Here is a 12,901-nt window from a genome sequence, read left to right as displayed (position 1 = left end):
TGCGGGTACGGTGAGGTCTCGGCCGCTGAAGTGGCGACGAGGTCTCTCCACACACTGAGCAGTGGCGTCGGCCAGGTCTGTCTCAGGCGAGCGAGACCGATGCAGGTCAGTACGGCGTTCCATCCGCGCCCGTTCTCCTGGCACTTGACGCGTCGGGCCCAGCCGGCGAGCCACTCACCAGCGTCAGCATCAGCTTCGCCGGAGCCTCGGAGATCTCTCGACCCCCTGCCGCCGTGTTGTCCGCAACCCCCAAAAGACGGCCGCGCGTTGTCGAGGCCAACACCCGATCCTGGAGGAATACCCCTTGTTCAGCATCACCGTTCGCGATCACGTCATGGTCGCCCACAGCTTCCGTGGCGAGGTCTTCGGTCCCGCCCAGCAACTGCACGGCGCGACGTTCCTGGTCGACGCGACCTTCCGCCGCCAGGAGCTGGACGCCGACAACATCGTCGTCGACATGGGCCTGGCCACTCAGGAGCTCGGCGCTGTGCTCAGCGATCTGAACTACCGCAATCTCGACGACCATCCCGACTTCGCGGGCATCAACACCTCGACCGAGTTCCTGGCCAAGGTCATCGCCGACCGGCTGGCCGACCGGGTACATGCGGGTGCCTTCGGCGAGGGGGCCCGAGGTCTGGCCGCGGTCGCCGTCACCCTGCACGAGTCGCACGTCGCCTGGGCAGGCTACGAACGGTCGTTGTGAGCCCGGCGGCCCTCGGCAAGGCGCACGAACGCACCCAACAGTGATGTCCACGAGCATCGGGACGAACCGGCTCCTCGCCGCCGTCGACGCACATCGACGAGGGGCCGGGGCCTCGCAAACGCGACCTGGCTCTTCCCCATGCTCCGCGAGGTCGGCCCCCGGACGGTTGGATCGCCCGTCTCCCGGACAACGAGATTGCCGCGGGTTGCCTCTCGCAGTTCGCGGCAGGGGGCACCGGACCGACGGCAGAGCATCGGGTCGATGGCCAAGTTCGCTCAGGTGCCGCCTCCCATGCTCGCTCCTTTCGTTAGGGCTCCCCCGGCGTCATTGGAGTGCGTATCGCACCAAGGATCACGCTCGGGATGATGGCTCGCGTTCGTGGAAGTCTCCGGCCGCCGCCTTGGCCGCCGACCGTGCCGCCCGGGAGCGGGGCCGGAGAGCGCGACCAGGGTCTTCCACGGGGGCGATCCGACGGCGGGCGCGGCAGGGTCTGTGGCAGGCAAGTCACGAACCGCGACACAGCCCCCGTGGCGCACGCGGCGTGCGAAGGACGATTCGCGCAACGGAGACGCTGAATGAACGAGATGTGCGATCGGTGCGGCCCAGCGATGCTTGCGGCGTTCCGCGTGGCCCGAGACGGCGAGTTGTATCTCTGCGCGTACTGCACGACGCGGCTGTGGCATGCGCTCACCGGACAGGGCTGGGCCATCTCCTCGGTCGGCGGGTCCTCCCGCTGGACCGACAGGATCGGGGTTCTCGGCCGGTGAGAGCGAGAAGCGGCCGGGTCCGACACCGGCAACGCCATGAACGGCGTACAGCTCTACGCCGGCATCGAGGTGGGCGGCAGCCTGATGGTCTGGCTCTTCCATGAACTCGGCGCCAACCCCGACGTCCAGCAGCGGGGTTCATCAGCAAAGAGTTGCGGCTGTGTGCGCCCTGGCAGATCTTGTACGGCCGCAGATCGTCTTCGGCCCCGGGCGACGCCGGCGCACCGACGGCCGGCTCGCGCCGGGCCACCTGATGACCGCGCAGAACTCCGACGGCGGTTGGGGCCGGCGCGCCTCGGATCCCAGCGACCCGATCAGCACCTCGTACGCCCTGCTCGCCACCCGGAGGTGGCCCAGCACCCCCGCTCATCGCCAGGGGGTCGGCTACCTCCTCACCCGGCAGCGCGACGACGGCGGGTTCTCCTCCCGGCCGGACCAGGCCGCGCCCCGGCCACTGCCCTACGACGTGCCGGTCCTTGCTGACATCTGCGCCCTGTGGGCGCTCAACCAACGCACCGTGGAAGGGGATCAATGACGGGCGGAGACCGCCGGAGCCGCATCCTTGAGCTGCGCGAACGGGCCTTCATTCGGTGTGTGTCCGCACGGGCCGTGAGATCGACTCGGCGGCGCTCCGAGGTCGCGTCGGACCAGCGCGCCAAAGATCCTGGCCGGTGGCCTGGCCCGCACGCTCCGGGGTGTTCAGCGCGAAGCGCAGTTGCCTACGGGAGGTGATGCCGAGCTTTGTGAACACCTTGCTCAGATGCCACTCCACCGTGCGCGGACTGATGAACAGCTGGACGCTGATCTCCGGGTTGGAGAGCCCGTCGCAGGCGAGCCTGGCGATCTGGCCTTCCTGGGCCGTGAGCTGGTTCGCCGTGTCCACCGTGCGCTTGCGTACGGTCTCGCCTGTGGCGAGAAGTTCGCGTCTGGCGCGTTCGGCGAACCCTTCCATGCCCATGGCGGTCATCAGCTCGTAGGCGGTCCGCAGTTGCTCGCGCGCATCCAGGCGGCGGTTCTCCCGCCGTAGCCACTCGCCGTAGAGCAGGTGCGCACGAGCCTGTTCCACACGTACGCGGGTGCGGCCGAGCCGCTCGACGGCTTCCTGATAGAAAGGCTCCGCTGCATCGCCCTTGCTGAGCAGCGCCCGTGAGCGAGCCTCAATTCCCATCGCCCAGTCGGTGCCACTGGCCCGGGCCGCCTCGGCAAGGTGCCTGAGCGCACTCATCGCGCGTTCCGGCACTCCGATCCGTGCGGCTGCTTCGACCAGCTCCACCCGCAACCACGAGGAAATACCGATGTCGTGCGGGTACGAGATGCCCCGTTCCGCTGCCGCCAGAGCCCGGTCATAGCTACCGAGGCCGTTGCAGAGCACAGCCTCGGCCCACTCCGTGAGGGTGATCCCGATTCCCTCGCCGTCCACCACCGCTTGCTTGGCCACGATGTCGATCAGCGCGAAGGTCGCGTCCTCGCGACCCCGGATGGCGGAAAGGCACAGGGCGCCGAACGGCGCGACGTTGCTCCCCGCCGTCTTCGTCTCAGCCTGTTCCTCCTCGCTCAGCGAGGCCGCCGCGTCGAGATCGCCGGCGACGAGCAGCGCGCAGGACCGCATGCCAAGAGCCGATGGGAGCTCGCTGAACGCGCCCGTGTCACGTGCGAGCCTGACGTATCGCCGGGACAGTCTCTCCCAGGCACCATCGTCCCAGAGATGCAGGGCGGTCACGCAGGCCTGCCACAGCCTGCGCAGCTCTTCGTCCGTGGACATGCCGTGGCCGAAGACGTTCAGCGCCCGCCGGAGAATGGGAGCGCCGGCCTCGTACCCCTGCGTGAAGTGTGTGGCGAGTCCGTCCAGGAGCAGATCGGGCGCTGACGGGCGGGAGGTGCCCAGCATACCGCGCGCCGCTTGCGACACCTCCGGTGCGGAGCCGCCCGCACTGGCGAGACGGCCTGCGATCAGCGCGGCGTTCAGCGCGTCAAGGTAGGTCGCGCGAGCGAGGTCGGCGTCGCTCGGCTCGAACTTCCGCGCAGCTCTGAGCAGCACCAGTGGCGTGTCGCCGTCCCGGTTCGAAGCGAACGCGAGCCGAGCCCTGAGCTGGGAGACCCGGGCACGCTGGAGCTGGTCCGCGGAGCCCGCCTCCGCCATGGCCAACAGCTCCGATGCCGGGGCGTAGGCGCCTGCGAGGATCTTGGACTGAGCCGCGGCGAGCGCTCGTTCGACCCGACGCGCCGGTTCAGGCGTCAACGTCGCGGCGCGCTCCAGGAGCGCGCCTGCGGCGGCCAGGCCGCCGCGGGCCTGCGCCCAGCCGGCCGAGCGTTCCAGTTCGGCAGCGACATCCTCGTGCGGCACCGCGGTCGCCTGAGCCCGATGCCAGGCACGGCGGTCGGGTGCGGTTCGCTGATCGGTCGCCTCCGCCAGGGCCCGGTGAGCTTCCTGCCTGTCACGGAGCGGTGCTGTCCGATAGGCGGCCGAGCGCACTGATGGATGCCGGAACCGGACCTGGGTGCCGAACGTGAGCAGGCCGGCCTCGGCCGCGGGCATCGCGGCGTCGGCCGGGATGCCCAGCTGTGTGGCCGCGCGCCACACCAGTGCCGGATCACCTGCCGGGTCGGCGGCCGCGGTCAGGAGCAGACGTCGGGTCTGTTCCGGGAGGCGCTCGACCCGCCGATGGAAGCTGCGCTCGATCTGGCTGGAGGGCGGTGGCACGTCCAGTGTCTGGTACCCGCTGGCGAGTTCCGCGGTGAGTCCGCGGGCCAGCTCCAGCAGCTCGAGTGGGTTCCCGCGCACCTCGGCCAGGAACCGCTCGCGCACCTGTCCGTCCATCGGCCATCGGACCAGCGAGCTCAGCAACTCCCGTGCGTCGGCGTCCGGCAGACCGCCGACCACGAACACCGGCAGCCCGTGGAACTCCGGGCCCGGCTCGCGAGCGACGAACACCATGAGTATGGGTTCTGTCCGCAGCCGGCGTGCGGCGAAGGCCAGCGACTGAGCCGAGGCCTCGTCCAGCCACTGCGCGGCGTCCACCACGCACGCGAGCGGGCACTCGCCGGCCGCCCTGGACAACAGACCCAGTACGGCCAGACCTACCAGGAGACGGTCTGGCGCGGGCCCCGTCCGCAGGCCGAACACGGTCTCGAGCGCGTCACGTTGTGGGGCCGGGAGGCGGTCGACGTGCGGGAGGAACGGTCCGCACAACTGGTGCAGGGCGGCGAAACCGAGCTCGATCTCCGACTGTACGCCCGCCGCCCGTACGACCCTGAAGTCCCGTGCCGCGGACCGCACCGCGTGGTTGAGCAACGCCGTCTTTCCGACACCGGCCTCGCCTCGCACCACCAGCGCCGCGCCGCGTCCACCACGCACGTCCTCGATCAGTCCACCCAGCTGTGCGTACTCGCGGAGCCGCCCGCACAGTTCGCGGGGCGAGTCGATCAGCCTGCCGGATGCCCCGTCCTCGGGTTTCGCCAAGCTGTCGAGTGACATGAGTACTCCGTACGTTGCTGGGGGCGGTTCTCGGGCCTGCCCAGGGGGACGTCGGAAGACCTTGTTCCGGGCCGGATCAGGCCGAACCCGTGCAGCGTCTCCAGGGACCCAACCCCCTTCTGCTCCGGCGTACCAGCCAGGACGGGCCAGGTTGCCGGTCGGGCGCGCTCTACTGGTGTGGTGAGTGTTTGATCTTTGCCATGGCATTCCCGTCGAACCAGGCAGCCGAGCGCAGCGTGGCCATCCACCGCTCCTGCTGCGCAGGAGTCAGCCTGTCGATGAACAGCACACCGTCCAGGTGATCAGCCTCGTGCTGGATACAGCGGGCCAGCAGCCCGTCCCCGACGACCTGAACCGGGTCGCCCCGCCTGGTGAAGCCCTTCGCCACGACGTTCATCCGACGCCTGGTATCCAGGTAGACGCCGGGGACGGACAGACAGCCCTCTGCGCCGTCCTGTTCCTTCTCGTCCGGGAATTCCAGGACGGGATTGACCAGGTGGTCCAAACTACCGTGGGACATTTTGGGGCTCCAGACGAACACGCGGAGCCCGACACCGAGTTGGGGCGCGGCAAGCCCGGCCCCTCCGCTGTCTCTCAGCGTCTCGCGCAGGTCGCCAACCAATGTGCGCAACTCACCGTCGAAGTCGGTCACCGGCTTGGCCGTCTCCCGCAGCACCGGGTCACCGAGTGACCGGATCGGAACAACCGTCACATTAACCTTTTTCTTATCGATCGGACACGGGAAGGAGCACCGGTACCCAAGCCCCAATACCTGCGGACGGCAGCTCAACTCCTCGTGCAAGGACCCCCGACTGCTCGACGCGCCATGAATCTACGGCGACCGCCCGTGACCACATCAGCAACAGAAACGACAAAGGAGATAGCGTTCCCGCCAGGCGAGCACCAGACGTCGTCACTTGCGAGGCGGACCGTAGGCTCAGCTTGCAAGCGGGCGGCCGAGGGCTGTATCCGTCATTTGACTACATGATCGCGGTCCAGGTCCGGCGCGTCCCCGGTCGCCGATACTGGTCGACCAGCCCCCCTGCGGCGTGACGCCCGTCTACAGGCAGATACGGGTGAGCCATTCGTCGGAGTTGTACGCATCCCTGGTTGGATCCGGCACCGTGGCGGGCTGTGTCTCCACCAGTTGCTCCGGGCGAATGCGCTCCGGCAACCTTCCGAACCAGCGACGCCGCCCGGTTTCGGCGGCATCCGAGATGCCTGTCTCTTCAGGTTTCACTTCAACCTCCTTGAATCATCTTGTTGAACCCGGCCCCGGATCGGGCAGCTGGGCCTCAGCGGAAGCGACGTCGCTGGTCAGAATCGGCCGACGTCGAGGACTGCTCGGGCGAATGCTTCGGGCGCTTCCTGTGGCACGTTGTGGCCGATGCCCTTGAGCGTCCGGTGGTCATAGGGGCCCGTGAACTTGGCCCGGTACGCCGTGCCGTCACCGGCTGGGGTGAAGGGGTCCAGCTCCCCGTCGAGAGTGATGGTGGGTACGGCGATGTCGGGCGCTGCCGCGAGGCGTGCCTCGATACCGTCGTAGCGGGGGTCGCCCTGGGCCAGGCCCAGCCGCCAGCGGTAGTTGTGAATCACGATGGGGACGTAGTCCTCGTTGTCGAATGCCGCCGCCGTGCGGTCGAAGGTGGCGTCGTCGAAGTTCCACGACGGGGAGACGTTGTGCCAGATGAGCTTCGCGAAATCGTGCCGGTACTTCGCAAAGCCCAGCTCGCCGCGTTCGGTCGCGAAGTAGTACTGGTACCACCACGCCCACTCGGCCGCAGGCGGCAGCGGCAGCTTGTTCTTCTCCCGGTTGGTGATCAGATAACCGGTCACGGAGACCAGAGCCCTGCACCGCTTCGGCCAGAGGGCGGCGATGATGTCGGCGGTCCGCGAGCCCCAGTCGAAGCCTCCGAACACGGCTTTCTTGATCCTCAGAGCGTCCATCAGGGCGATGATGTCGTGGGCGATCACCGACTGTTGCGCATTACGGAACGTGGTCGACGAGAGGAATGTCGTGGTGCCGTGTCCGCGCAGGTAGGGAACGATGACTCGGTAACCCTGAGCCGCCAGCAGGGGCGCGACGCCCACATAGCTGTGGATGTCGTACGGCCACCCGTGCAGGAGGATGACGGCGGGTCCGTCGGCCGGGCCGGCCTCGGCGTAGCCGACGGTGAGCTCGCCGGCCCTGACCTGCTTCAGCGCCGGGAAGGACCCGTCGCCCGCGTCCGGCGTGAGCGCCGTCGCCGCCTTTTCGGCGCCGGGCGCGGACGGCAAAGACGCTGCCGCCGCGGGATCGCTCAGGCCGCTCAGTGCCGCTGCGGCCGTTCCCGCCGCGCCCGCACCCATGAGCTTGCCGAAGGTACGCCTGTCGATCATTTGTGAACCGTTCTGTCCGTGTCGGCCGACCAGGCACGAAGCGCCCAGACGAGGTCTCTGACCAGTCATATTGGTGCTCCGACACCTGCGGGGCCTCGGTGTCCGTCCGCAGTCGTCCTTCGGGTTTCCCGCACCCGCCACTTCGACACCCGGCGCTTCAGGGTCGCCCGATCGCTTCGCACATCCCCTGGGGCTCGGGCCGAGCCGCCTCGCGCAGTACCTTTGCTCCCATGAATGCCGACCGCGTCGAGCAGGGGGTGGAGGCTGTGTCACGTCTCAGCGTGGTGATCGCCGACGATCACCCCGTGGTCCGTGCGGGCATGCGCGCGCTGTTGTCCCGGGACCAGTCCTTCGAGGTCGTCGCCGAGAGCTCGACGGTCCCGGAGACCGTACAGGCCGTGGCAGAGCAGCAACCGTCCGTGCTGGTCCTGGACCTCACCATGGCGGGCCAATCCAGCCTGCCCTCGATCCCCGACCTGATCGCGGCGTCGCCAGGTACCCGCATTCTGATCCTCACGATGCAGGAGGATCCCGCGTTCGCCCGCGCGGCCCTGCGGATCGGGGCGGCCGGATATCTGCTCAAGGAGGCGGCGGCGGAGGAACTGGTCGGTGCGGCCCGCCAGGTCGCGCGGGGAGCCGTGTACCTCCAGCCTGCCATGGGCGCCCGACTGGCCATCGCGGACGCCGGCGCCCCCGGTACCGATGGTGATGCCGTGCTGACAGCGCGTGAGCTTCAGGTTCTCTCGCTGCTCGCCCTGGGCCACACCAACCAGGAGGTCGCGCGACGTCTCTACGTCTCCGTTCGGACAGTGGAGACCCATCGTGCGGGCATTCGGGACAAGCTCGGGACCGAGACGCGGGCGGAACTCGTGGCCGCCGCTCGCGAGCGCGGGCTGCTGGGATGAACAGCACGCTGCGAGCCAAGGCCGGCCCGGTCATGGAGGTCACCGGCGCCTCGCTGCTCGTCATCGCCTTCGCGGTCGAGGTCCTCCAGCAGCAGCCTCGCTGGGTGATGCGCTTCTCCCTCGGCGCCGCCGTCGTCCTCATCGTCGCAGCGGCACTGAGCAACGCCGTCCGGCGGGCCTGGCTGGCGGCCCTGTGCGGACTCGCACTCATACTCGCCGTGTCACAGCTGGTCCGCATGACCAAGGAGCCGCTGTTCAACGGCCTGAACATCGTGCCTCTCCTGCTGATCGGCTGTGCCGTCATGCTCGGCCGCAGTGCGGTGGCGCGCCGCCACAGTCTCGCGCGGGAACGGGCTCACGCTCGCAGTGACGGCGAAGAGCGAGAACGTCGGCGCTGGGCCCGTGAGTTGCACGATGAGACCCTTCAAGAACTGGTCGCTGTTCAGCTCGTCCTGTCCGCCGCCGCCGGCACGGGCCAGGCCACCGCCATGCACGAGGCCATTGACCAGGCGCAGAGCCTGATCACGAACCAGATCACATCCTTGCGGCACCTGATCGTGGAAATGCGGCCTTTCGCCCTCGATCAGCTCGGACTCGCGCCCGCTCTTGAGACGCTGTGCCGACGCACCGAGGACACCTTCGGGCTGAACGTCGAACTGCGCGTCGGAGCGGAGTGGCCCCGGCTTGAAGAGGAACTGTCGCCGGATGCCCAGGCCCACGTCTACCGCATCGTGCAGGAAGCAATGAACAACGCGGTCAAGCACGCTCAGGCGAACCGACTTCTCGTGGAGCTCGACAGCGACGACCACGCGATCAGTGTGGCGGTCAGGGACGACGGCCGCGGGATGGATCCGCAGCCTTCCGCACCGGTCAACCGATCCGCTCTCCGCACGGTGGTCTCCACAGGTACCGGGCTGTCGGCCATGCGCGAGCGCGGCCACCTGTTGAACGGACACCTCAGCGTTGGCTCCGCCCCGGATGAGGGAACCTGCGTCACCCTGCTGATACCCCGCCATGCCAGACACCGTTCCAGGCAGTAGGGATGCTCTGGAGTATCCGATCGGAGACGCGCCCGGGACTGACCATGTCCGGCACCAGGCCGCGCCCCCGTGCGGGGGCGCGGCCTCGGGGCGCTACGGGTGCGAAACGGGCCTCAGCCCGTCTTGTCACCGGCGAGATCGAGGACGGCCCGGTAGGCGAAAGCGAGGCTGCTGCCGATCGGGGTCCCGGCGCCCGGGTACACCCGTCCCGACATGGCCGCCGCCGTGTTCCCCGCAGCGTAGAGACCGGCGATCGCTCCGCCGTCGGGGCGCAGGACGCGCGCGTTCTCGTCCGTCTTCAGACCGCCCTTGGTCCCGATGTCGGAGAGGACGATGGTCGCGGCGTAGAACGGCGCGGTGTCGAGGGGTGGCAGCAGCGGATGGGCGAAGTCCGGTGACGCCGGCGCCGGATAGTTCATCACGGGCCCGGCCGGGAAGCCCACGATGTGCTGGTACATCTGGTCCCACGGGGTCTCGCCCCGGTGGAACCGCTCGTCCACACCGGCAGCGGAGGAGGCGTTGTACTCCTCGACGGTCTTCCTCAGAGCCTCGTACGGCACCCCGATCAGCTCCGCCAGCTCCTCCAGGGTGTCCGCCTTCTTCAGCGCGCCCGACTCCAGCCATGCCGGGTCCGGCGACTGGCCGGGGTCCCCGCCGATGCTGTCGCGGTCGAGCTGACGCTGGTCGAACACCCAGTGGCAGGGGATGTGGGAGACGCCGGTGGTCGAGTGCAGGCGGACCAGTTCGTGGCCGGCCTGGTCGTAGGGGCGGGTCTCGTTCACGAAGCGCTCGCCCGCGCCGTTGACCCAGATGCCGCCGCGGGTTCCCGTGTGGAACACCGGGAGTCCGTCCGGCTGGACGAGACCCGGTACGAACCATGCCTCGTCGAGGAGGTCGGTGGCAGCGCCCACCGCGATGCCGGCCTGGAGGGCGTCGCCGGTGTTGCCGGGGCAGCCGTTCGACCACGTACCGTCCAGCGGCACCGCGTGGTACTTCTTGCGGAGTTCTCCGTTGCGTTCGAAGCCCCCGGCGGCGAGAAGAACTCCACGCTCGGCGCGGAAGGTGGTCCGCTCACCCCCGCTCGTCGCCGTGACACCGACGACCCTGTCGTCCTCCAGCAGCAGGCTCTCCAGACGGGTGTTGACCCGTAGCTCCCCGTTGCCGGTCTCCAGGAAGGCCGTCAGGGCCCGGCCGATGAGTGCCCGGCCGCCGGTGAACACCGCGGGGCGCTCTGCCCCCCAGCGTTCGGTGGGAATCGAGTCCCTGACCAGCTCGGCTCGTTCGCCCAGATCCGCTGCGGCTACGTCCGGCGGGAAGATGGTCCGCCCCGCGGGTGAGGAGCCCGGTACTCCCGCGAAGTAGTCGGGCACAGGTCCGTGGACGAACGACTGGAACCAGGAGTTCTGCTCCAGCTCGTCGATCAGCTTCCGGCCGGCGTCCAGATACGCGTCCTGCAGATGCTCCCTGGTGTCGTCCGCCACCACACTGCGCAGATAGGTCCTGGCGTCCTCGCTTCCCTCCTCGACGCCGGCCCGCAGCAGCGGCGCCGACCCCGGGAACCAGAGCCCCGCACCGGAGTAGGCGGTCGTTCCCCCGACCCGGTCCGTCTTCTCGATCACGAGCGTGCGCAGGCCTCGCGACGCCGCGACATACGCCCCGACCAGACCACCTCCTCCCGATCCCACGACGACGACGTCGTAGCTCTCCCCACTGGCCATCTCTGTCCTCCTCGTCTCAGGCGCCCGCGCCCGGCACACCTGCGCCGAGGACGACGTCCTGGAGCTTCGGCGCCCGTCCCTGGCCGAGCGCCCACATACGCCCGCCCGGCTCTGCACGCGCCGTTCCGCGGCTCGCATGCCGCGCGCGGTGGCTCCCGACCAGCCGGAGCCGACGAGACAGCCCACCTCCGGCCGGGCGACCGCATCCTCAGTGTGTTGTCGGCCTCAGGCGCGCAGGTGGCGCGATTCCGGTGACCGGTACGGAATGTGCGGGCCCCGGTGGCGTCAGCGGTTGGTGCGGCCGAGGTCCACCGGCAGTTGGATGCCGCTGACGTGACGTGCCTCGTCCGAGGCGATCCAGGCCACGGCCGCGGCGATGTCCTCGGCCTGGCTGACGCCGTCGGGGAGGACGCCCTGGAAGAAGGCGCTCAGTTGCGGGTCGTTCTCCAGGATCGGGCGGATCCCGGGGACGAGTTTGGTGTCGACCCCGTGCGGATGCACGGAGTTCACCCGGATCCGGTGGTCCCCCAGTTCGTTCGCCAGGGTCTTGGCCAGCCCGGTGACACCGTGCTTGGCCGCCACGTAGTCGGCGAGCAGCGGCAGCCCGCGCAGTCCGGCGACCGAGCTGGTGAAGACGATCGCGCCGCCGGTCCCCTGCTCGATCATGAGCGGGACGGCGGCCTTCACGGTGTGGAAGGCTCCGGTGAGGTTGATGTCGAGCGTCGCGTTCCAGTGCTCCAGCTCGATCTCCCAGGTGCGGGCGAACGTCGTCATACCGGCGTTGGCCACCACGACGTCCAGGCGGCCGAGTTCGCGGACGCTCTCCTCAAGGGCCGCCCGTACGGCGGGGAAGTCGCGTACGTCGGCCTTGTGGGTGAGGATGCGCCGGCCGAGCTTCTCGACGAGCCGGGCGGTTTCGGCGAGGTCCTCGGGAGTCGCCCCCGGGTACGTCGTGGTGGGGAGGTCCTCGCAGATGTCCAGCGCGATGATGTCCGCGCCCTCCGCGGCGAAGCGCACCGCCTCGGCCCGTCCCTGCCCGCGGGCCGCCCCGGTGATGAAGACGACCTTGCCCTGGAAGCGGTGCGCGTTCGGTGCGTTCGGTACGGGTGCCTCGGGAACGGTGCCGGTCATCGTGCACTCCTCTCGTCCTCGGTGGGCTCCGCAACGGTGACCTGGGGGTTCGGCTTCGGCGCGGGGGTGAGGCTCAGTTCGCCGAACTCGCCCCGGTGCCGCCATTCCTCCAGCATGGTGAAGTACGCCGTGGAGGTGCCCGGGTAGTTGACGTTCTTGCGGGGGCGGCCGTCGGGATCCCCCTCGTTGTTCCAGCGGCCCGGCGTGCAGTCCTTCAGGAAGCCGCCCGCGCCGAGGAGCGCCAGGCCGGAACCCCCCGTCACCTGCCGGACGTACGCCTCCTCGCCCTGTCTGGTGACGTCCGCGATCACCCCCCGCCGCTCGAACTCGGCGACGAGGAAGGCGACATGCTGTGCGGTCTCGTCCAGGGTGTGGCAGAAGTTCACCGCGGCGGTGCCCTGCGTGTAGTTCGGCGGGAGGAGGAAGAAGTTGGGGAAGCCGCTCGACATCACGCCGTGCAGGGTCTCCGGACCGTCCTCCCACTTCCGGGAGAGGGTGAGGCCGTCGCGGCCGGTGACGTCGAATCCCACCCGGTCGACGTATGCGGTGTCCTGGTCGAAGCCGGTCGCCAGGATGATGCAGTCGAGCGGGTACTCGACCTCGCCGACCACGACTCCCCGCGGGGTGATCCGCCGGACGCCCTCGCCCTGGGTGTCGACGAGTTCGACGTTCGGCCGGTTGAAGGCCGGCAGGTACTCGGCGTGGAAGCAGGGGCGTTTGCACTGGTAGCGGTAGTAGGGCTTGAGCGCCCACGCGGTCGCCGGAGCCCGCACCACCTCGTCG

At 69.2% G+C, this 12,901-nt stretch carries 11 protein-coding genes and 1 pseudogene; 5 read left to right on the top strand and 7 right to left on the bottom strand.

Features of this window, described 5'->3' with window-relative positions; genetic code table 11:
• Positions 1-304 precede the first annotated feature (304 nt).
• From KVT45_RS51105 to KVT45_RS51095, 3 genes are all read left to right on the top strand, one after another.
• Positions 305-703 carry a 6-carboxytetrahydropterin synthase gene (locus KVT45_RS51105; RefSeq protein WP_217561284.1) on the top strand — a complete coding sequence of 133 codons (399 nt, stop codon included), beginning with the start codon at positions 305-307 and terminating at the stop codon, positions 701-703.
• A gap of 626 nt (positions 704-1,329) precedes the next feature.
• Positions 1,330-1,470: a hypothetical protein gene (locus KVT45_RS51100; protein ID WP_217561282.1), complete on the top strand. Its 141-nt coding sequence runs from the start codon at positions 1,330-1,332 to the stop codon at positions 1,468-1,470.
• A 160-nt stretch (positions 1,471-1,630) separates the two neighbouring features.
• Positions 1,631-2,005, top strand: coding sequence for a prenyltransferase/squalene oxidase repeat-containing protein (locus KVT45_RS51095; protein WP_308311127.1), 375 nt, complete (start codon positions 1,631-1,633; stop codon positions 2,003-2,005).
• A gap of 48 nt (positions 2,006-2,053) precedes the next feature.
• Here the strand turns inward: KVT45_RS51095 and KVT45_RS51090 are convergent, their stop codons facing one another.
• The 4 genes from KVT45_RS51090 to KVT45_RS51075 all read right to left on the bottom strand — a co-directional run bounded on the left by KVT45_RS51090 (position 2,054) and on the right by KVT45_RS51075 (position 7,324).
• Positions 2,054-4,945 carry a LuxR family transcriptional regulator gene (locus KVT45_RS51090; RefSeq protein WP_217561278.1) on the bottom strand — a complete coding sequence of 964 codons (2,892 nt, stop codon included), beginning with the start codon at positions 4,943-4,945 and terminating at the stop codon, positions 2,054-2,056.
• A gap of 169 nt (positions 4,946-5,114) precedes the next feature.
• Positions 5,115-5,657, bottom strand: a complete 543-nt coding sequence (gene def / locus KVT45_RS51085) for a peptide deformylase (protein ID WP_217561276.1) — start codon at positions 5,655-5,657, stop codon at positions 5,115-5,117.
• 348 nt (positions 5,658-6,005) lie between these two features.
• Entirely contained in the window at positions 6,006-6,185 is a 180-nt protein-coding gene (locus KVT45_RS51080) for a hypothetical protein (protein WP_217561274.1), read from the bottom strand.
• A gap of 77 nt (positions 6,186-6,262) precedes the next feature.
• A complete protein-coding gene (locus KVT45_RS51075) occupies positions 6,263-7,324 on the bottom strand; it encodes an alpha/beta fold hydrolase (protein ID WP_217561272.1) in 1,062 nt (353 codons plus the stop codon).
• 230 nt (positions 7,325-7,554) lie between these two features.
• Between KVT45_RS51075 and KVT45_RS51070 the strand changes: the two genes are divergently transcribed.
• On the top strand, positions 7,555-8,229 hold the full coding sequence (locus tag KVT45_RS51070; RefSeq protein ID WP_217561270.1) for a response regulator transcription factor: 675 nt from the start codon (positions 7,555-7,557) through the stop codon (positions 8,227-8,229).
• Positions 8,230-8,261: 32 nt separating this feature from the next.
• The gene (locus tag KVT45_RS51065) at positions 8,262-9,269 is read left to right on the top strand and encodes a sensor histidine kinase (RefSeq protein WP_217561268.1); all 1,008 of its coding nucleotides are present in this window, start codon (positions 8,262-8,264) and stop codon (positions 9,267-9,269) included.
• Between the two features lie 113 nt (positions 9,270-9,382).
• On the opposite strand, the gene KVT45_RS51060 is transcribed toward KVT45_RS51065, so the two are convergent.
• The 3 genes and pseudogenes from KVT45_RS51060 to KVT45_RS51050 all read right to left on the bottom strand — a co-directional run.
• A complete protein-coding gene (locus tag KVT45_RS51060) occupies positions 9,383-10,987 on the bottom strand; it encodes an FAD-dependent oxidoreductase (protein WP_217561266.1) in 1,605 nt (534 codons plus the stop codon).
• 285 nt (positions 10,988-11,272) lie between these two features.
• A complete protein-coding gene (locus tag KVT45_RS51055; RefSeq protein ID WP_217561264.1) occupies positions 11,273-12,118 on the bottom strand; it encodes a mycofactocin-coupled SDR family oxidoreductase in 846 nt (281 codons plus the stop codon).
• A pseudogene (locus KVT45_RS51050) lies at positions 12,115-12,901 on the bottom strand (hypothetical protein); the annotation flags it as partial. The gene KVT45_RS51055 and the pseudogene KVT45_RS51050, both read right to left, overlap by 4 nt.

It is taken from the genome of Streptomyces sp. GbtcB6, from assembly GCF_019091475.1.
GTDB lineage: Bacteria > Actinomycetota > Actinomycetes > Streptomycetales > Streptomycetaceae > Streptomyces > Streptomyces hyaluromycini.
This window is presented reverse-complemented; position numbering and strand designations above follow the sequence as displayed.

Excerpts from the sequence above, each read along its gene's own strand:
- KVT45_RS51090 (WP_217561278.1), bottom strand. The coding sequence starts at position 4,945 with ATGTCACTCGACAGCTTGGCGAAACCCGAGGACGGGGCATCCGGCAGG.
- KVT45_RS51075 (WP_217561272.1), bottom strand. The coding sequence starts at position 7,324 with ATGATCGACAGGCGTACCTTCGGCAAGCTCATGGGTGCGGGCGCGGCG.
- KVT45_RS51070 (WP_217561270.1), top strand. The coding sequence starts at position 7,555 with ATGAATGCCGACCGCGTCGAGCAGGGGGTGGAGGCTGTGTCACGTCTC.
- KVT45_RS51065 (WP_217561268.1), top strand. The coding sequence starts at position 8,262 with ATGGAGGTCACCGGCGCCTCGCTGCTCGTCATCGCCTTCGCGGTCGAG.
- KVT45_RS51060 (WP_217561266.1), bottom strand. The coding sequence starts at position 10,987 with ATGGCCAGTGGGGAGAGCTACGACGTCGTCGTCGTGGGATCGGGAGGA.
- KVT45_RS51055 (WP_217561264.1), bottom strand. The coding sequence starts at position 12,118 with ATGACCGGCACCGTTCCCGAGGCACCCGTACCGAACGCACCGAACGCG.